This window comes from Mycobacterium sp. NBC_00419, assembly GCF_036023875.1.
Lineage (GTDB): Bacteria > Actinomycetota > Actinomycetes > Mycobacteriales > Mycobacteriaceae > Mycobacterium.
In genome coordinates, this window is the sequence record NZ_CP107931.1 from 836,055 (window position 1) to 855,262 (window position 19,208).

Sequence of the window (19,208 nt, forward strand, 5' to 3'; positions counted from 1 at the left end):
CTAAGGCCACGTCTGAGCTGTGGCCACGCTGGCCCGGCCACTGGTCCAAGGGGTGCGATGACGACGACGGAAACAACGAAGCGGCGCGGTGAGGCTGCTGTGCTGCGCCGGATCTGGCGGCTGCACTTCTGGGTCGGGTTGTTCGCGGCGCCGGTGCTGGTGGTGCTGGCCTGCACCGGCCTGATCATCCTGTACAGCCAGCCGCTGGATGCGCTGCTGAACCGGCATCTCTTCGTCGTCGCGCAGGGACCGGCGACAGTCCCGCTGGATCAGCAGATCGCCGTGGCCAAGGAGCATGTCGGGGCCGACTACAGCCTCGAAGCGGTGTCGCCGCCGGACAATCCGGACGGATCGACGCGGGTCGACTTCCTCGCCCCCGACGCGCCCGGATACCCGCAGGCCGAGAAGAACGTCGTCCAGGTTTTCCTCGACCCGTACACCGGCGCCTACCTGGGCCAGCGCAACCAACTCTCCGGCCTGGTGGGCTGGGCCAATCAGATCCACCGGATGTTCGGCAACGACGGCCCGCACGTCCAGCTGCCGTCCCTGGGCCATCTGATCAACCCGTCGGCCTATCCCGAAGCCACCATCCCTGCCGGGATAGGCAACCTGGTGATGGAGCTGACAGCGACGTGGATCCTGGTGCTGCTGGCCAGCGGTATCTACCTGTGGTGGCCCCGAGCGATCGAAGCCGCGAAGCCGTTGCTGAAGGTCAGGTGGAGCAAGGGCGGCCGGATCCGCTGGCGCGATCTACATGCCCTCACCGGCGTGGTCGTCGCGGTCATCCTGATCGGCTACATCCTCTCCGGCATGACCTGGACCCGATACTGGGGCGAGAACTGGCGCGCCGTGACCGCCACGGTCACCCCGTCCACGTCCATCGACGCGCCCTCGACGCCGGCCAAGCTGGGTGATTACGACCGGCTCGGACGCCGCATCGCCTGGGCCGCCACCGACGACCCGATCTACGCCTCCCAGCGGGGCGGTGCCGTGGCGGCGCCGCTGCCGTTCGCCGACATCGACCGAATCGCCAAGGACGAGCACATGGTTCCCGGCTATTCGATCATCCCGCCCTCGAACTCGACCGAGGACGGCACGACGGTCTACGGCAGCTACACCGTGGTCAACCGCTGGCCGCAGCGGGTTTCCGAACAGCGCACCCTGTATCTCGACCAGTTCAGCGGGGCCACCATCGCCAATGCCACCGCCGCCCAGGACGGTGCGCTGTCCCGGCTGACCAGTTTCGGTATCGCCATGCACATGGGCAATCAGTTCGGCGTGCTGACCCGTATCACCGCGACGCTGGCCTGCCTCGGTGTGCTGACCAGCGTGGTGACCGGGTTCCTCATGTGGTGGAAGCGCCGCCCGGCCGGCGGCACCGGACTGCCCGCCCCGGCCAGTGCAGCCACCCGCGCCAACACACCCAAGGGGGCGATGAGCGTGGTGACGGTCGTCGCCGTCGGGCTCGGGGTGCTCTACCCGGTGTTCGGTGTCTCACTGCTTGTGATGCTGGTGGCCGAGGCGGTGGTCGCCGTCCGGCGCCGCGCACCCGAAACGGCGCTGCCGGCAACCGATGACGCGGTCGCCGGCAGCGAGGACGACGAGGTGCCGGTCGGCGCGCAGAACTAGGTGGGGTGCGGATCACCCGCCCGGTCAGGCCAGGCGGGTGATCTCGACCACCACATCCAGGTCGGTGGAGCCCTCACCGGAGTAGATGCCCTTCAACGGTGAGACATCCCCGTAGTTGCGGCCCACGCCGACGCTGATGTACTGCTCGTTAATCGTTGAGTCGTTGGTCGGGTCGTAGTTCCACCAGCCGCCTATCCAGGCCTGGATCCAGGCGTGGCTCTGCCCGTCGACCGTGTCGCCGACGACGGCCTTGCGGTTGGGGTGCAGATAGCCCGAAACGTAGCGTGCCGGAATTCCCATGCCGCGCAACAGAATCAGTGTCAGATGGGCGAAATCCTGGCAGACGCCCTTGCCCTCACGCAGGGCGTCAAGACCCGACGAGTGCACGCCGGTGGTACCGGGAACGTACTGCAACTCGCTGTGCGCCCACCTGGCCGCGGCGACCACGGCGTCGTTCGGGTCGTTCTCCTTCATGATGCGCCTGCCGACGCGCTCGAGCCGCCGGCTGCCCGGGGTGTACTGCGTCGGGGTGAGCACCTCGTCGAAGCGGTCGCGCACCGCCGGGGAGGCGAGTTCCTCCCACGAGACGGACTTCTCCAGCGGCTCGGCTTTGTCGGTTTCGACCACCGAGGAGGACGTCACCTCCAGCTCGGTGTGTGGCGCGTGCAGGTCGAAAGCCGTTACGGCGGTTCCCCAATAGTCGACATAGCGGTAATTGCGGGTCGCGGGAACGGTCTCCACACGGTTGAGGATCACGTTCTGCCGAGAGTCCGACCGCGGGGTGAGCCTGGCCTCGTTATAGGAGGCGGTCACCGGCGACTTGTAGGCGTAGCCTGTCGCGTGCACCACGCGCATCCGCCACATCAGATCTCACCTTCCTCGACAACCAGCGCACCGTTGTGCCCGGCATCCGACCAAGCCACCCACGGCGCGGAGTGGAAGTACTGCAGCGCCACGGCTTCTCCGACGCCGGCGCATGTCTCCTGCAGAGCGGCCAGCCGCTCCTCGAGTGACTCCAGCAGCACGCCGGGCTGGATGAACTCCAACTCACTGCGGGCCCGGCCCAGCAGCCGCTGGGCCTCGGCGGTGGCGCCGATCCGGTTGTGCGCACGGTGCATCAGTTCGTCGAGGCTGTGTTCGGCGAGTTTGAGCGAGTAGTAGATCGAGCGCGGGAAAAGCCGGTCCAGCAACATGAATTCGACGACCCGGTTGGCGTCGAGCACACCGCGGTAGGTCCGCAGGTAGGTGTCGTGCGCGCCCGCCGAGCGCAGCACCGTGACCCAGGCCGGCGAGGAGGCACTGTCCCCGACCCGCGACAGCAGCAGCCGCACGGTCATGTCCACCCGTTCGATGGCCCGCCCCAGCACCAGGAACCGGTAGCCGTCGTCCCGGGACAGAGTCGAGTCGGCCAGCCCGGCGAACATCGCCGCGCGGCCCTCGATGAAGGAGAAGAACTCGTGCGGGCCCAGCCTGCGGGCCGCCCGCTCCCGCTCGGCCAGCGCGTTGTAGGTGGTGTTGAGGCACTCCCACATGTCACTGGAGGTGACTTCCCTTGCGGATCGGGCGTTTTCGCGGGCAGCCGAGATCGCGTCGACGATCGAGCAACCGCCCGGCAGACCCCGGCTGAACGCCACCAGGTCGGTCAGCGACCACAGGTCGAGTTGGTGTTTGGGCGGTTCGATACCGAGCACCTGAAGCAGCACCCGGGAGGTCTGGTCGGGGTCGACGCTGGAATCCTCGAGCAGCTGGTGCACGGTGACGTCGAGAATCCGGGCGGTGTCGTCAGCGCGCTCGACGTAGCGCCCGATCCAGTAGAGCGCCTCGGCATTACGGGCGAGCATCAGTGCATCACCGCCTGCTGCTGCTGTTGCTGTTGTTGGCCCTGCTGTTGCTGACCGGACTGCTCGGGAGCCTTCTCGACCGCGGGCGCCTTGGCCGCCTTGGGAAGCTTGCGCAGGATCTCGGCAGCACCCAGCTCGCGGGCCGCCACCGACGTCCGTGACGCCAGCACCCAGGTGTCCTTGGAGCCACCGCCCTGACTGGAGTTGACTACCAGGGAGCCTTCGGTGAGGGCGACGCGGGTCAGACCGCCCGGCAGCACCCAGACGTCCTCGCCGTCGTTGACGGCGAACGGCCGCAGGTCGACGTGGCGCGGCGCCAGGCTGTCACCGACCTTGGTCGGCACCGTCGAGAGCTGGACCACCGGCTGGGCGATCCAACCCCGCGGGTCACCGAGGATCTTCTTGCGGGTCGCGGCCAGTTCCTTCTCCGAGGCGTCCGGTCCGAAGACGATGCCGTACCCACCCGATCCCTCGACCGGCTTGATGACCAGTTCGTCGATGCGGTCGAGGACCTCTTCGCATTCCTCGTCCAGCCAACACCGGAAGGTGTCGACGTTGGCCAGCAGCGGCTTCTCGCCGAGGTAGTACTCGATGATCGTGGGCACGTAGGTGTAGACCAGCTTGTCGTCGCCGACGCCATTGCCCACCGCGCTGGAGATCACGACGTTTCCGGCGCGGGCGGCGTTGAGCAGCCCGGCCACCCCGAGCACCGAGTCGGGCCGGAACTGCATCGGGTCCAGGTAGTCGTCGTCGATGCGGCGGTAGATGACGTCGACCTGCCGCTCCCCTTCGGTGGTGCGCATGTAGACGGTGTTGTCGCGGCAGAACAGGTCGCGGCCCTCGACGAGTTCGACGCCCATCTGCCGGGCCAGCAGCGAATGCTCGAAGTAGGCCGAGTTGAACGGGCCGGGGGTCAGCACGACCACCGTCGGGTCGGCCTCGTTGGTCGCCGCGGCGTTGCGCAGCGCCCGCAGCAGATGCGAGGAGTAGTCGCCGACCGCGCGTACCCGGTGAGTGGCGAACAGGTTCGGGAACACCCGCGCCATCGTGCGGCGGTTCTCCATCACGTAGGAGACACCCGACGGTGAGCGCAGGTTGTCCTCGAGCACCCGGAAGGTTCCCTGGGCGTCGCGGACCAGGTCGATGCCGGCGACGTGGATGCGCACCCCGTTGGGCGGGTTGATCCCGGCGGCCTGCCGGTGGAAATGCTCACAGGAGGTCACCAAACGGCGTGGGATGACGCCGTCGCGCAGGATCTCCTGGTCGCCGTAGATGTCGTCGAGGTACATCTCCAGCGCCTTCACCCGCTGGGTGATGCCCCGCTCGAGGCGCGACCACTCGGCGGCGGAGATGACGCGCGGCACCAGGTCGAGCGGGAACGGCCGTTCCTGGCCGGACAGCGAGAACGTGATGCCCTGGTCGATGAAGGCGCGGCCCAACGCCTCGGCCCTGGCTTCGAGCTCCTCGGCATCGGACGGGGCGAGCTCGGCGAAGATGCCTTTGTAGGGCCCGCGGACGTTGCCCTGGGCGTCGAACATCTCGTCGAAGGCCTTCGCGTACGAGCCCATCTTGTTGTAACCACCGAAGATGTGGTCGTGTTGTCGGGGCTCACGCGAACCGTTGCGCGAGGACCGGCTGGCTTCGGAGGGCAGGGTTCGAAGGCTCACCCGTCACATGCTGCACCACGTTGGACTTTTCGGCAGGCCAGTACAGGGCCTTGGCCGTCGCTTTTGGGTGATTGTGCCCCGCACTGGTAGCCTGAACAGTCGCTGCCCGAGGGCCTGACGGCCCCGGCAAGACCGACATTCCAGCTTGAGAACGAAGAGGATATATACGCGTGGCCAACATCAAGTCGCAGCAGAAGCGGATTCTCACCAACGAGCGCCGCAGGCTGCGCAACAAGTCGGTGAAGAGCTCGCTCCATACCGCGATCCGCGCGTTCCGTCAGGCTGCCGCCGAGGGCGACAAGGACAAGGCCGGCGATCTGCTGACCGCCACCAGCCGCAAGCTGGACAAGGCCGCCAGCAAGGGCGTGATTCACAAGAATCAGGCGGCCAACAAGAAGTCCGCGCTCGCGCAGGCCTTCCAGAAGATCTGATTTAGTCCCGGCCGCTTCCGGCGGCCAATTGCGCCACTTTGCGCACCGCGTCCTCCAGGACATAGTTGGCGTCGGCCGCTGCGCCCTTGACGTCCGCATTGAGGGTCGCCACCAGGCGGATCGCCGTGGCGATCTTGTCCCGCGACCATCGCCGCGACTGCTTCTGAGCCTTCTGGATACGCCACGGCGGCATGCCCAGCTCTGAGGCCAGGCGGTAAGGGTCGCCCGTGAGCGGACCCACCCTGGCAATCGTGTGGACGGCTTCGGCCAGCGCATCGGCCAGCACAACGTGGGGCATCCCCCGCATCATCGCCCAGCGCAGCGCCTCAGCCGACCCCGCGATGTCACCCACGACCGCCTTGTCGGCGATGTCGAAGCCGGACACCTCCGCCTTACCGCTGTGATAGCGGCGCACCGCCTCCGCGTCGACGAGCCCGCCGGTGTCGGCGACCAGCTGGGAACACGCCGAGGCCAGCTCGCGGATGTCGGAGCCGACCGCGTCGAGAAGCGCGGCGAGAGTGTCGTCGTCGACCTTCACCTTGAGGGCGCGGAACTCAGCGCGGACGAAGTCCGAACGTTCAGCGGCCTTGGCGATCTTGGCGCAGGGATGCACCTCGGCGCCGAGTTTCTTGAGCTGTTCGGCCAGCGCCTTGGCCCGGCCGCCGCCGCTGTGGACGACGACGAGCACCGTGCCCGGCGGCAGGTCCGCCGCGGCCGAGGCGATCAGGTCGACAGCCTCCTTGCCGGCCTCGGCGGCCGACTCCAGAACGACGACCCGCTCGTCGGCGAACAGCGACGGGCTCAGCAGTTCGAGCAGTTCGTTGGTCGACACCTCACCGGCACGCAGCCGGTTCACCGGAACGTCGTCGGTGCCGGCGGCGGCCCGCGCGGCCCGCAGCACCTGGCTGATGGCGCGGTCGACCAGCAGTTCCTCGTCGCCCAGGATCAGATGCAGGCTGGCTACCGTCGCGCTCACGCCCCGATCGTTTCACGCCCACCCGACAGCACCGAATCACCCGCGCCGCGCCCACCACCACAGCCCGGCGCCGAGCGCCGTGACACCGCCGACCGTCACGACCCCGCCCACCCCGGAGGGCACCGTGATCGCCGCACCGGGCACAGCGCCGGCCCAGCGCGCGACGTGCAACAACCACCACAGTTCCGGCCCGGTGAACCTGATCAGCAGCCCCGCGCCCGCGGCCCAGACCGGACACAGTGCCGCCGCAGCCGTCCCCAGCACCGTGATAGGCGGAATCACAACGGCCACAGCGAGATTGGCCAACACCGCGACCAGGCTGAGTTGTCCGGAGATGGCGGCTACCAGCGGTGCGGTGACCAGCTGCGCGGCCACCGCGATACACACCGCATCGGCCAGTGGTTTGGGCCACCCCCGGGCCACCAGCCGGGCCGACCAGACGGGGGCCAGCACCACGAGCGCGGCCGTCGCCGTCACCGACAGGGCAAAGCCCGCGTCGACGGCCAGTTGCGGGGCGGCCACGAGCAGGGCGAGGACCGCGGCCGACAGAACCGGGATGGCCTGCCTGCGGCGGCCGGACAGCACCGCCAGCAGCGCCAGGGCTCCCATCACCGCAGCACGCAGCACACTGGCGCTGGGTTGAACCACGACGACGAAGGCCAGCAACGCCACCGCCGCCAGCCCGGTGGCCGCGCGCGGACCGATCAGCCGCGCCGAGAGCAACACCGTCCCGCACACGATCGTGACGTTGGCGCCGGACACCGCCGTCAGATGAGTGAGGCCCGCCGTACGGAACTCGGCGGCGGTCTCCGGCGTGACCGACGACGTGTCACCCAGTACGAGTCCGGGGAGCATGGCCGCCTGGTCGGCAGGCAGCACCTCGAGCGCCGCGGCGGCGAACCGCGACCGCACGGCAAGCGCAGCCCGCTGCACCGAGGAGGCCTCGCCCACGATCGGTTCCCCGGTGGCGCGCAACACCGCCACCGTCAGATCCCGCCGGGTGGGCCGGCTGATCCGGGCCCGGAACCGGGCCGGCTGACCGGCCGAGACCTCGGCGAACCCGAGCACGGGTGCGAACACGACGACGCGACCCGATGATTCGACGGCATCGAGGCGATCGAGGTTCGCGGCGAACATCAGCCGCCCGTTGCCCAGTGATCTCGGGCTCTCGGTCGGAGTCACCGTCACCGAGTCGGTGCTGCCGAACCGTCCCGTGACGGGGTGCTCGCGCAGCGCGTCAGTGCGTAACGCGACTGCAACGCCGAACCCGGCGCCGACGACGGCGGTACCGATCACCGCGAGCGCGCAGGCCCGGACTGCCGCCGGACCGCAGCGCCACCACACCAGGGCGGTCCACCCGGCGGCGACCACCGCGCAGGTGGCCGCCAGCGCGGCGCCCGCCGACCAGACGATCCCGGCGGCCGTCACCGCCCATGCCGTCAGCGCGGCAGGCACCAGCCGCAGATCCAGCCGGGCTGGGGGTTCGGTGTCCACGGCACTCAGACCCGGACCAGGCTCCGCAGCTTTTCCAGCCGCGCCGTACCGATGCCGTCCACCTCACCCAGTTGGTCGACGCTGGTGAATTTTCCGTTGGTCTCGCGCCAGGCCACGATGGCCGCCGCCATCACCGGCCCGATGCCAGGCAGGGTGTCGAATTGCTCGGCGCTGGCGGTGTTGAGGTCGAGGGGTGCCGCCGGCGCTGCCGTCGTCGGCGCCCCTGAGGTGGCCGGGGCGCCGCTGACCGAGCTGCCCAGGGCGTCGGGCTGGCCCGCGGGCATGGGGATGCCGACGACGACCTGCTCACCGTCGACGAGGTGGCGGGCCAGATTGAGTCCGAGCAGATCAGCGCCGTCGAGTGCGCCACCGGCGGCTGAGACCGCGTCGGCAATCCGCGCATCCGGGGCCAGGGTGACCAGACCGGGCGTGTTCACCAGGCCCACGACACTGACGACGACCGGCCCCTGCGGTGCCGCTGCCCCGGAGCGCGGGGCCTCCGAGGACACCATCTCCACCGGCGGCAGCTTGGCTGACATCACCGGGGCGGAGTCGTCGCGCATCAGGGTGACCACGGTGACGAGCACGGCGATCACCGCGACGACTCCCATGGCGAGCGCGCCGGCCCGACCGGGGTCAGCCCGGATCGCCGCCACCAGCCTGCGCCCACGCTCGGGTCGACCGTCGGGAATCCAGCTGGGCAGGGCGGCGGCGTCCTGGTCCTCATCCTCGCCGGCCTGCTCCTCTGCCACGCCCAGGCGGCGGTGCAGGCTGACCAACGGTGGTTCCGATCCCATGCCGCGACGGTAGGTCTGCCGCCCAACGCAGAACTGCCCGGAAACGGGCCGAACCGGGTGGGCTGTGGATGAATCCGGGACTGTGCACACCGCCGGGCGAACTTGGTGTACAAAGCGACGAGAGTGTCTACAGATGTCCAGGAGGACCGCCCGATGAGCGCACGTACCGACAAGCCGATACGAGTCATCCAATGGACCACCGGCAACATCGGCCGCCGGTCCCTGCACGCCATCATCGGCCGCTCGGACATGGAACTGGTCGGGGTCTACGCGCACGGCGCCGACAAGGTCGGGGTGGACGCGGCCGAGTTGTCCGGCTGGCCACTGGGACCGGGCACACCGACCGGCATCAAGGCCACCAATGACATCGACGCGCTGCTGGCCGCCGAACCGGACGCCTGCTGCTACAACCCGCTGTGGCCCAGCGTCGACGAATTGGTGCGGCTGCTCGAGGCCGGGGTGAACGTCTGTGCGTCAGCCGCGTGGATCACCGGCGGCAAGCAATCTCCGGAGGACCTTGAGAGGATCCGAAAGGCTTGCGAGAAGGGCAATTCCACGATCTTCGGCAGCGGCGCCCATCCCGGTATGACCAACACGGTCGGAATGGTCCTCTCCGGTGCATGTGAACGGGTCGACGAGATCCGCATCACCGAATCGGTGGACTGCTCGACCTACGAGTCGGCAGGCACCCAGAGCGCGATGGGGTTCGGCTGTGATCCCGACACCCCGGGACTGGCCGAGAGCGTGCGCCAGGAAAGCGAAGTGTTCGCCGAGTCGGCGGCCATGATGGCCGATGCGATCGGCGCCGACCTGGACCGGATGACGTTCGACGTCACGTTCACCCCGGCCACAGGAGACTCCGACCTGGGGTTCATGACCATCCCGGCGGGCACCGTCGGCGGCGTCTACGGCTATCACCGCGGCTGGGTCGGGGACCGCAACGTCGTCAGCGTCGGATTCAACTGGATCATGGGCTCGCACGTCACCCCGCCCAAGCCGCTGGAACACGGTCACGTCATCCAGGTCTTCGGTGTGCCCAACATGCGCACGGTACTGCACTGCCTGCCGCCGAAGGACTGGCCGGAACAGGGCTTCATGGGGCTGGGCATGATCTACACGGCGATGCCGGTGACCAACGCGGTACCCGCTGTGGTGGCCGCCGAACCGGGCATCGTGACGCTGGCCGACCTACCGCCGGTGACCGGGCGGTTCGCCGCGCGCTGAGGTCAGGGCTGCGGTTCCTCAACCGCCGCAACGACACCCACCGCACCGCTGCCCACGTGCACGCCGAGCACCGGACCTAGATCGGTGATCACCGCAGGGCCGCAGCCGGGCAGGGCGGCAGCCAGTGTCGCAGCGAGATCGGCTGCGACGTCCGGATTGTCGATGTGGTGCACGGCCAGTCTCGCGCGGTGCTCCCCGACCGTCGCAAGAACCTGCTCCACCATCGCTGCGAGCGCCTTGGAGGCGGTCCTGACCCGTTGGACCAGGACCAGCTGTCCACTTTCGTCGATGCGCAACAGCGGCTTGAGCGCGAGTGCGGTCCCCAGCCACGATGCCGCCGTCCCGATCCGGCCGCTGCGCCGTAGATTCTCCAAGCGGTGCACCACGATATAGCCGTGTACCCGACCGACCGTCGACTCGGCCCGTGCGGCAACGGTATCCAGATCGAGGCCGGCCCGCGCCGCACCGGCGGCAGCCAATGCGACGAATCCGGTGCCCATCGCCGTCGACTTCGAGTCCACCACCCGAACGGATCCACCGAACTCCCCCGCCGCGTACTCGGCGGCGCCCAGCGTGCTCGACAGCGCCCCGGAGATGTGCACGGCCACCACACCGTCGCCACCACTGTCAGCCAGCGCCCGCCGGTAGACCGCGGTCAGCTCGGCAGGCGTGGCACCGGCCGTGGTGACCTGGCCGCGGTGATAGAGATCCGGCGGAATCGCGTCGCTGCCGTCGGGCAGATCGGCACCGTCGACCAGAATGTGAAGTGGCACAACCTGGATACCCCATTGGTCGACTTCCGCGGCGGGAAGCCGAGCTGAGGAGTCGGTCACCACGACGACGGCCATGGGTCAGTCGAGCGATTTCTCGGGGGGCACGCCGACTTCGGTCAGTGCTTTGAGCATCAGTTCGGCGACCCGCTGGTGCGCCTCGAAGTTCCAGTGGATGCCGTCGGGGTTTCCCCGCCCCGCCAACACCTCCTCGGCGACCGCCTCTTTCAAGTCGACCAACGCAATTCCGTGCTGGTCGGCCCATTCGGTGATGGCCTTGACGGTGCCCCGGCGTCCATGGTGGGCGTTGCCGTAGGTGTCGGCGATGTGCACCGACGGCAGCGCCGCCACCACGGGAATGCCGGGCCTGTTGAAATCTATTGCAGCTCGCGTCATTTCAAGATATTCGACGCTCAGATGCGGCGGCAGGGCGGGCCGGGCGATGGGCGACAGCCGGGGCTGTATCCAGCCGTACCCGTCGCGCACCCAGCGCCGCAACACCGCGGGGCGGACGTAGCGGATGAGTTCACGCAGCGCGGTCGGCAGTGGTGACGGCAACGAGTCCATGCCACTGGTGGCAAAGACCACCGCACCGGCACGGGGCAGGGCCGCCCACGCCCGCGGGTCCTGGGTGGCGGCCCACCACACGTCACGCGACGTCCAGCCGATGCGGCCGATCAGCTCGAGATCCCAACCCAGCTGGCCGGCAACGATATTGGGCCAGATCCTCGGGTCGTCGGAGGGCAGACCGCCCTGCGGCCCGTAGTAGGACAGCGAGTCGGCGAAGACCAGCAGGGACCGGCGGGCAGGAGCGGAGCGACCCGGGGATGGACTCCGGCGGGCAGGAGCTTCAGAGGACATCGTTGGCCACCTGGGCCGAGGCGTTCCACACATCCAGGCGCCACCGGATGTCGGTGAACGGCGCGTCATCGGCGCTGTGCCCGGACAGCTGCGCCCAGCTCGCGTTGCCCATGCCACCGAGTATCGGCCAGCTGTCGACGGGCAGATCCAGCAGAGCCGCGCACAGGGCCGCGATCAGACCGCCATGGGCTACCAGAACCACCGGCCGGTCGGGTTCGTCGCGGCCCCATTCCTGCTCGGCGACAACGAGTTCGGCCACCAATGGCCGGCTCCGGTCGGCGACGTCGATGCGGCTCTCGCCACCGTGCGGGGCCCAGGTGGCGTCGTCGCGCCAGGCGATACGCGCTCCCGGTGCGGTGGCGTCGACCTGATGGTGGGTCAGCCCCTGCCAGTCACCGAGGTGGGTTTCGCGCAGCCGGGTGTCGACGTGGACAGGGAGCGCGGTGCGCTCGCTGAGCGCGACGGCGGTGTCGTAGGCACGCCGCAGATCCGAGGAGATGATCAGAAGTGGCTGCCGTTTGGCGAGCACCTCGGCGGCCGCGACCGCCTGGGCCCGGCCGAGGTCGGTCAGGTCGGTGTCGAGCTGGCCCTGCATCCGGCTGCCGGCGTTGTACTCGGTCTGGCCGTGTCGCAACATGACCAGTCGGCGCACCCTCACGGCGCCGCACCGGTCTGCGGGTCGTCGGCTGCCTCATCCAGGTCGACCTTCACCTGTGGGCAGTCCCGCCACAGCCGGTCCAGCGCATAGAAGTTGCGTTCGTCCTGATGCTGGATGTGCACCACGATGTCGACATAGTCCAGCAGCACCCATCGGCCTTCGCGGGTACCTTCGCGGCGGGCGGGCTTGTAGCCGGCCGCCCGCATCTTCTCCTCGACCTCGTCGACGATGGCGCTGACCTGCCGATCGTTGGCGGCCGATGCGATCACGAAGCAGTCGGTGATGACGAGCTGACCCGAGACGTCGATGACGACGATGTCCTGCGCCAGTTTGGCCGCCGCGGCGCGGGCGGCGATGGTGGACATCGCGATGGACTCAGTCGACGCGGTCATGGTGGTTATCCCCTCGGTGGTCACGATAAAGGCCGCGTTTGGCGACGTATTGCACGACGCCGTCGGGCACCAGGTACCAGATGGGCCGGTTCTTGGCGGCGCGGATCCTGCAGTCGGTGGACGAGATCGCCAGCGCCGGCACCTCGACCAGGTTCAGCGCCTCCTCGGGCAGCTGGTCGAACGCCGCGACGATGTGTTGGCCGTTGAGGTCGTAGCCGGGTCTGCTGACGCCGATGAATGTGGCCAGGGCGAACAGCTCCTCCCAGTTCTGCCAGGACAGGATCGAGGCCAACGCGTCGGCGCCGGTGATGAAGTACAGATCGGCGTCCGGGTTCAGGGCGCGCAGGTCCCGCAGCGTGTCAGTGGTGTAGGTGGGGCCGCCCCGGTCGATGTCGACCCGGCTGACCGAGAAACGGGGGTTGGCCGCGGTCGCGATGACCGTCATCAGATAACGGTCCTCGGCCGGGGTCACATCGCGGGACTTCTGCCAGGGCTGGCCGGTGGGTACGAACACCACTTCGTCGAGCTCGAACAGGTCGGCGACCTCACTGGCGGCAACGAGGTGGCCGTTGTGGACGGGATCGAACGTCCCGCCCATCACGCCGAGCCTGCGCCGAGCCGAGGAAACCACGATTGACCAGCTTACGGGAGGCCGCCGAGCTGTTCGCAGCGCTCGCAGCGCTGGCCGGCTGCGGCACGTCAGCAAAGCCGAACCGGCCATGACACCACACCCGCCGGGTTACGATCCGCCTCGGAGAAGGGGGTTATCGGATGTGCGGTTCAACGGTGGCGGCAAAGTGACAACCACGTGGGGCGGCGCGCTGACCGCGGTGACTGCCGCCGTCGCGGCCGCGGTCGTCGGATTGACCCCGACGATGTCGAGCGTTCCCCAACTCGCAGCGGCCACCGTGACCTACCTCCGGGGAACCAATATCGGCTGGACGCCCAGCGAGCAGGAATACCACGCCTTCATCGGGCGGGTGCTCGACGGCACCGGGACGACGGCAGACCCGCCCACCGCGGCGGGCAACGTCGACTACAACGCGGGATTCTGGCCTGTCTCACACGGTTTGATCTTCGACCTGACCTGGAACCGTTCGGTTGCCCAGGGCGTGAGCAACCTGGACGCCCGCAACCCCGACGGCAACGTCGTCTTCGGGCTGTCGCAGGGGGCGGTGGTGGTGTCGCGGTACAAGGCCGAGCACCCCGGCGGCACCGGCAACACCTTCGTCCTCGTCGAGAACCCCAGCCGACCCAACGGCGGCGTGATGGCCAGGTTCGCCGGCCTGCACATTCCGATCCTCGACGTCGACTTCAGCGGCGCCACCCCCGACAACGGCGATCCGACGATCGACGTCGCCCGGCAGTACGACGGCTGGGCCGACTTCCCGACCCACCCGCTGAACCTGCTGGCCACCGCCAATGCAGTCCTGGGCATGATCTACGTCCACGGCTCGACGCAGACCGAGATCACCGCAGCCGACATCGCGGCCGCGAAGGCCAGCGGCGACAGCATGTACTACCAGGAACACGGCACCACGACCTACTACCTGGTCCGCACCCCGCGGCTGCCGTTGTTGATGCCGCTGTCCGGCATCCTGCCGGAGTCGCTCCTCAACGCCTGGGATGCGGGCCTGCGGCCCATCGTCGAACAGGGCTACGACCGCACCGACTACAGCCAGCCGACGCCGGCCACGTGGTCGCTGCCGGCCGGTTCAGCCGCCGTCGCCGACACTCGCACGGTTGCCTCACCGGCTCAGGCGATCCGCAGCGCGCTGCAGCGTGCCCACACTGCCGCAGCCGGCCCGGTCAGGGTCAATGCGACGAAGGCACGCACCGCGAAGTCGGCCGCCGCAGCCTCGAGTGCCCCGGAGGCCGGGTCGCCTCGCCACAGCGCGGGCGCCAGGACCACCGGTCGCAGCGCCAGGGCCGCGGACTAGACCGGCAGGAGCTGGTCGATGACGGCCGCCAGCTGCTTGGCCGACCGGCATTCGTGCATGGTGATGACGTCCTCGTAGCGCCGGACGGCTGAATCGCCGCTGCCCCACAGGTGACGTGGTTCCGGGTTGAGCCAGTGCGCGTGGCGGCTGGCGTTGACCATGTGAGCCAGGACGTCGACGGCGGGGTTGCGGTAGTTGGTGCGGCCGTCGCCGAGCACCAGCAGCGAGCTGCGCGGCGAGAGCACGTTGTGGAAGTTCTCGGTGAACGACACGAACGCGTTGCCGTAGTCGGAGTGTCCGTCGCGGGTGTAGACCCCGGCCTCGCGGGTGATCCGCTGGATGGCCAACGCGAGGTCGGCCTCGGGTCCGAAGAGGTGGGTCACCTCGTCGGTGGTGTCGATGAAGGCGAACACCCGCACCCGGGAGAACTGCTGGCGCAATGCGTGCACCAGCAGCAGGGTGAAGTGGCTGAACCCGGCCACCGAGCCGGACACGTCGCACAGCACCACCAGTTCCGGGCGGGCGGGCCGCGGCTTGCGCAGCACGACGTCGATCGGCACACCGCCGGTCGACATCGACTTACGCAGCGTCTTGCGCAGGTCGATCGACCCGGCGCGGTGACGCCGGCGCTTGGCCGCCAACTTGGTGGCCAGCATGCGGGCCAACGGCTGGACCGTCTTGCGCATCTGGCGCAGCTGATCGCCGGAGGCCCGCAGGAACTCGACGTTCTCGGCCAGCTGCGGGATGCCGTACATCTGCACATGGTCGCGACCGAGTTGTTCGGCGGTACGCCGCTTGGTCTCACCTTCAACCAGTCGGCGAAGCTGCTGAATCTTTTGCGCTGCAAGCGCTTTGGCGATCTGTTCCTGGGTGGGGCTGGGATCGTCGCCGTGCGGGGCAAGCAACCCGGCCAGCAGCCGGCCCTCCAGCTCGTCGAGCCCCATCGCCTTGAGTGCCTGATACGACGAGTACGACGGTCCACGGCTGGAGGTGTAGCGGCCGTAGGCCTCGACGATCTGGGCGATCATGGCGACCAGCCGGTCGTCCATATCGCCGATCTCGGGGTTGTCGGCCAGCAACTGCAGCAGCATGTCGCGCATGGCGTCGACATCCTCGGGGGGCAGCCCGTCCGGTGTGTCCTCGTCGGCGTCCTCGTCGACCAGAACGGTGCGCCCGCCCAGGGCGGCGGGCCACCACAGGTCGAACATCGCGTCGTAGGTCTGGCGGTGGTCGGCCCGGCGCAAGACCGCGCAGGCCAACCCCTCCCGCAGCGCCTGGCGGTCACCGAGGCCCAAGACGGTCAGCACCCGCCCGGCATCGACAGTCTCCGAGGGTCCAACCGAAATACCCTGCGCCCGAAGCGCTTCAACGAACCCAACCAGGTGACCCGGCAGGCCATGCGGCGCCAGCGGTTGTGGGGGGCGGACCCTGCGGACGGCCATCTGCTGACTCCCTAGTTGAGCCGGAGCTCGCCGGCCGCGCGCTGCTGGTCGGACTGGTGTTTGAGGATCACGCCCAGGGTGGCGGCGATCGTGGCGTCGTCGATGGTGTCCATGCCCAGCGCCAGGATGGTGCGGCCCCAGTCGATGGTCTCGGCCACCGATGGCAGCTTCTTGAGCTGCATACCGCGCAGCACACCGATGATGCGCACCAGTTCGGCGGCCAGCGACTCGGGCAGCTCCGGGACGCGGGACAGCAGGATGCGCCGCTCGAGGTCGGGGTCGGGGAAGTCGATGTGCAGGAACAGGCAACGCCGCTTGAGCGCCTCGGACAGTTCGCGGGTGGCGTTGGAGGTCAGCACGACGAACGGGGTGCGCGATGCGGTGATGGTGCCCAGTTCGGGCACGGTGACCGCGAAGTCGGAGAGGACCTCGAGCAGCAGGCCTTCGATCTCGATATCGGCCTTGTCGGTCTCGTCGATCAGCAGCACCGTGGGCTCGGTGCGCCGGATGGCGGTCAGCAGCGGGCGGGACAGCAGGAATTCCTCGCTGAAGATGTCGGTCTTGGCCTGGTCCCAGTCGTTGGCCCCAGACTGCATCCGCAGGATCTGCTTGGCGTGATTCCACTCGTAGAGGGCGCGCGCCTCGTCGACACCCTCGTAGCACTGCAGCCGCACCAGACCCGAACCGGTGCACTGCGCGACCGCACGGGCCAGTTCGGTCTTGCCGACGCCGGCCGGGCCTTCGACCAGCAGCGGCTTGCCGAGCCGGTCGGCGAGGAACACCGCGGTGGCCGTCGCGGTGTCGGGCAGGTAGCCGGTCTCGGCCAGCCGCTTGGAGACATCCTCGATGTCAGCGAACAGCGGGGCCGGGCGTGCCGGAGTTTCAGTCACGGGTTCTCCTGTCGTGGTCAGGCAGGTCGGGTATGACCGTCTCCCCAGACGATCCACTTGGTCGATGTCAGTTCTGGCAGACCCATCGGGCCGCGGGCATGCAGCTTTTGGGTGGAGATGCCGATCTCGGCGCCGAATCCGAATTGCTCACCGTCGGTGAAGGAGGTCGACGCGTTGACCATCACGGCGGCAGCATCCACCTGTTCGGTGAATCGTTGTGCCGCTGCGAGATTGGTGGTGACGATGGCCTCGGTGTGCCCGGTCCCATAGGTGTTGATGTGGTCGATTGCCGCATCCAGGTCCGCGACGACGGCCACCGCGATGTCCATGGAGAGGAACTCGGCGCGCAGCTCGTCCTCGGTCGGGTTGTCGTGCACGGTTACCCCGGCCTGCTGCAGCGCCCCGAGCAGCCGTGGCCTGGCGACCTCAGCGATTCCCGCGTCGATGAGCAGGGTCTCGGCGGCGTTGCAGACGCTGGGGCGACGGGTCTTGGCGTTGAGGATGATTCGCTCGGCGACGTCGAGATCGGCCGCGGAGTGCACGTATACGTGGCAGTTGCCGACGCCGGTCTCGATGGTGGGCACGGTGGCGTCGCGGACGACGGCGTCGATGAGTCCGGCGCCGCCGCGCGGGATGACCACGTCGACCAGGCCGCGGGCCTGGATCAGATGGGTGACGCTGGAGCGGTCGGCGCTGGGCAGTAGTTGAACCGCGTCTTCGGGCAGACCTTCGCCGGCCAGTGCGCCGCGCAGCACGGTGACCAGTTCAGCGTTGGAGTTCGCCGCGGAGGAACTGCCGCGCAGCAGCACGGCGTTCCCGGACTTCAATGTCAGCCCGAAGGCGTCCACGGTGACGTTGGGCCGGCCCTCGTAGACGATGCCGATCACGCCGAGGGGAACGCGCTGCTGGCGCAGTTGCAGGCCGTTGGGCAGGGTCCGCCCGCGCAGCACCTCGCCGACCGGGTCCGGTAGCCCGGCGACCTGGCGCAGTCCGGCGGCGATGCCGTCGACACGCTGAGGGTTCAGCGCCAGCCGGTCCAGCATGGCCTCGGGTGTGCCGGCGGCACGGGCGGCGTCGAGATCCTCGGCGTTGGCGGCGATGATCTGGTGGGTGTGGGCCAGGACGGCGTCAGCGGCGGCGTGCAGCGCCCGGTCTTTGACCGTGGTGTTCAGGGATCCGAGGATGCGCGACGCCACACGGGCGCGCCGGGCCGCCTCATGCACCTGTTCACGAACATCGGGAACCGACGGTGCTCGCACACTCATCGGACCAGGGTATCGGTCTGCCGACCAACCGGCAGGTGGGGGCTGGTTCAGCCGATCGGCGGTTCGGACTCGCTGCGATGGCGCGGGCCGCCCGACCCGTTGATCGACCCGGCGACACCGCCACGGAACAGGGCCCGGGCGGCGTCGGTGATCGAGCCCTGGAACGCGGCGCCGAGCGGCGCATGCACCTTGGCCAGCAGTTCGGTGACCACACCGGCATCCAACCGCACGGACTCCTCGGCGCCGAACTCGACGAAGCCGTCGAAATCGAGTGCGAAGAACGGTCCGGGTTCGAACGGCCGGCGCCGCAGATGACCCGGCAGCATCGTCGCGCCCTCGGTGAACGACGCGAACTGGATCTTGAGGCCACCGCGTCCGCCGAGGTCGAATCCGACGGCCCCCTGGATGCCGGCCGAGGGAACGTGATCGGGGGTGATCGCCATCGGCCCCAGCAGGCTTGCGTCGACCCAGGTGCCCCATTGCCGGGCGTCGGTGACGGGTTGGGCCACCCGGATCTCGTCGATGTAGCGCAGACCCACCCGCTTGAGTTCGGGTGCCACCTGGGCCTGCACCAGCGCCTGGCACGCGGCTCCCATCGCGGTGTGGAGGCTGTCGAACTCGGTGTAGCCGGATGTCTCGTAGGTCAGTGAGCCGGCGGTGATGGTCACGGCTTCGGTGCGCTCGGCATTGCGCAGCAGCACGCCCTGGCGGGATTGCAGCTGTGCCGGCATACCTGGGGCGACAGCGGCGACGCCGACTCCGGTCAGCGGCTCGGTGAACGGGAAACGCCCTTCTAATGCGATCGCGATCGCGTCGAGGGTTTCGTTCTGGCGAAGCCGCGGTGAATCGGTGAAGAGGACCTCGGCGGCGACCACCACCACTGGCGGGTTGGGGAAGGCTTCGCGCTTGGGGTACATGGGCAACCAACTTA

19 protein-coding genes are annotated in these 19,208 nt (G+C 68.8%); 4 read left to right on the top strand and 15 right to left on the bottom strand.

All coding sequences use genetic code 11. The annotated features are described in order from the left end of the window. Positions 1-57 precede the first annotated feature (57 nt). Complete coding sequence (locus tag OG976_RS04050; RefSeq protein ID WP_328358212.1) at positions 58-1,629, top strand: PepSY-associated TM helix domain-containing protein; 1,572 nt, start codon at positions 58-60, stop codon at positions 1,627-1,629. A 24-nt stretch (positions 1,630-1,653) separates the two neighbouring features. On the opposite strand, the gene OG976_RS04055 is transcribed toward OG976_RS04050, so the two are convergent. Genes OG976_RS04055 through OG976_RS04065 form a run of 3 tightly spaced genes read right to left on the bottom strand, consistent with a single transcriptional unit; the run spans position 1,654 to position 5,038 of the window. Continuing rightward, the gene (locus OG976_RS04055) at positions 1,654-2,493 is read right to left on the bottom strand and encodes a transglutaminase family protein (protein WP_328358215.1); all 840 of its coding nucleotides are present in this window, start codon (positions 2,491-2,493) and stop codon (positions 1,654-1,656) included. Then, a complete protein-coding gene (locus tag OG976_RS04060) occupies positions 2,493-3,470 on the bottom strand; it encodes an alpha-E domain-containing protein (RefSeq protein WP_328358217.1) in 978 nt (325 codons plus the stop codon). Before OG976_RS04060 ends, OG976_RS04055 begins: the two co-directional genes overlap by 1 nt. Continuing rightward, on the bottom strand, positions 3,470-5,038 hold the full coding sequence (locus OG976_RS04065) for a circularly permuted type 2 ATP-grasp protein (protein WP_442930497.1): 1,569 nt from the start codon (positions 5,036-5,038) through the stop codon (positions 3,470-3,472). Before OG976_RS04065 ends, OG976_RS04060 begins: the two co-directional genes overlap by 1 nt. 269 nt (positions 5,039-5,307) lie before the next feature. Between OG976_RS04065 and rpsT the strand changes: the two genes are divergently transcribed. Continuing rightward, the gene (rpsT, locus tag OG976_RS04070; protein WP_328358223.1) at positions 5,308-5,568 is read left to right on the top strand and encodes a 30S ribosomal protein S20; all 261 of its coding nucleotides are present in this window, start codon (positions 5,308-5,310) and stop codon (positions 5,566-5,568) included. Position 5,569: 1 nt separating this feature from the next. Here rpsT and holA read toward each other — a convergent pair whose 3' ends face one another. Genes holA through OG976_RS04085 form a run of 3 tightly spaced genes read right to left on the bottom strand, consistent with a single transcriptional unit; the run spans position 5,570 to position 8,835 of the window. After that, on the bottom strand, positions 5,570-6,523 hold the full coding sequence (holA, locus tag OG976_RS04075; RefSeq protein WP_328363147.1) for a DNA polymerase III subunit delta: 954 nt from the start codon (positions 6,521-6,523) through the stop codon (positions 5,570-5,572). A gap of 57 nt (positions 6,524-6,580) precedes the next feature. After that, positions 6,581-8,008, bottom strand: coding sequence for a ComEC/Rec2 family competence protein (locus tag OG976_RS04080; protein WP_328363149.1), 1,428 nt, complete (start codon positions 8,006-8,008; stop codon positions 6,581-6,583). A 35-nt stretch (positions 8,009-8,043) separates the two neighbouring features. Further along, a complete protein-coding gene (locus OG976_RS04085) occupies positions 8,044-8,835 on the bottom strand; it encodes a ComEA family DNA-binding protein (protein ID WP_328358226.1) in 792 nt (263 codons plus the stop codon). Between the two features lie 153 nt (positions 8,836-8,988). Between OG976_RS04085 and OG976_RS04090 the strand changes: the two genes are divergently transcribed. Then, complete coding sequence (locus tag OG976_RS04090; RefSeq protein WP_328358229.1) at positions 8,989-10,059, top strand: NAD(P)H-dependent amine dehydrogenase family protein; 1,071 nt, start codon at positions 8,989-8,991, stop codon at positions 10,057-10,059. 2 nt (positions 10,060-10,061) lie between these two features. Here OG976_RS04090 and OG976_RS04095 read toward each other — a convergent pair whose 3' ends face one another. From OG976_RS04095 to nadD, 5 genes are read right to left on the bottom strand one after another with little or no spacing between them, the layout of a single operon-like run. Further along, positions 10,062-10,907: a DegV family protein gene (locus tag OG976_RS04095; protein ID WP_328358232.1), complete on the bottom strand. Its 846-nt coding sequence runs from the start codon at positions 10,905-10,907 to the stop codon at positions 10,062-10,064. 3 nt (positions 10,908-10,910) lie between these two features. Further along, the gene (octT, locus tag OG976_RS04100) at positions 10,911-11,690 is read right to left on the bottom strand and encodes a diglucosylglycerate octanoyltransferase (RefSeq protein ID WP_328358235.1); all 780 of its coding nucleotides are present in this window, start codon (positions 11,688-11,690) and stop codon (positions 10,911-10,913) included. Continuing rightward, positions 11,680-12,348 carry a glucosyl-3-phosphoglycerate phosphatase gene (gene gpgP / locus OG976_RS04105; protein WP_328358237.1) on the bottom strand — a complete coding sequence of 223 codons (669 nt, stop codon included), beginning with the start codon at positions 12,346-12,348 and terminating at the stop codon, positions 11,680-11,682. Before gpgP ends, octT begins: the two co-directional genes overlap by 11 nt. Beyond that, the gene (rsfS, locus tag OG976_RS04110) at positions 12,345-12,740 is read right to left on the bottom strand and encodes a ribosome silencing factor (RefSeq protein ID WP_328358240.1); all 396 of its coding nucleotides are present in this window, start codon (positions 12,738-12,740) and stop codon (positions 12,345-12,347) included. Before rsfS ends, gpgP begins: the two co-directional genes overlap by 4 nt. Further along, on the bottom strand, positions 12,724-13,371 hold the full coding sequence (nadD, locus tag OG976_RS04115) for a nicotinate-nucleotide adenylyltransferase (RefSeq protein ID WP_328358243.1): 648 nt from the start codon (positions 13,369-13,371) through the stop codon (positions 12,724-12,726). The genes rsfS and nadD overlap by 17 nt, the downstream gene beginning before the upstream one ends. Positions 13,372-13,537: 166 nt before the next feature. Here nadD and OG976_RS04120 point away from each other — a divergent pair, with 166 nt between their 5' ends. After that, positions 13,538-14,680 (top strand): PE-PPE domain-containing protein, encoded by a 1,143-nt coding sequence (locus OG976_RS04120; RefSeq protein ID WP_328358246.1) that lies wholly within the window; start codon positions 13,538-13,540, stop codon positions 14,678-14,680. On the opposite strand, the gene OG976_RS04125 is transcribed toward OG976_RS04120, so the two are convergent. From OG976_RS04125 to OG976_RS04140, 4 genes are read right to left on the bottom strand one after another with little or no spacing between them, the layout of a single operon-like run. After that, complete coding sequence (locus OG976_RS04125; protein ID WP_328358249.1) at positions 14,677-16,122, bottom strand: vWA domain-containing protein; 1,446 nt, start codon at positions 16,120-16,122, stop codon at positions 14,677-14,679. The genes OG976_RS04120 and OG976_RS04125 overlap by 4 nt on opposite strands. 11 nt (positions 16,123-16,133) lie before the next feature. After that, complete coding sequence (locus tag OG976_RS04130) at positions 16,134-17,012, bottom strand: AAA family ATPase (RefSeq protein ID WP_328358252.1); 879 nt, start codon at positions 17,010-17,012, stop codon at positions 16,134-16,136. 17 nt (positions 17,013-17,029) lie between these two features. Further along, positions 17,030-18,277, bottom strand: coding sequence for a glutamate-5-semialdehyde dehydrogenase (locus tag OG976_RS04135; protein ID WP_328358255.1), 1,248 nt, complete (start codon positions 18,275-18,277; stop codon positions 17,030-17,032). Between the two features lie 47 nt (positions 18,278-18,324). Continuing rightward, on the bottom strand, positions 18,325-19,194 hold the full coding sequence (locus tag OG976_RS04140) for a TIGR04255 family protein (protein WP_328358258.1): 870 nt from the start codon (positions 19,192-19,194) through the stop codon (positions 18,325-18,327). Between the last annotated feature and the right edge of the window lie 14 nt (positions 19,195-19,208).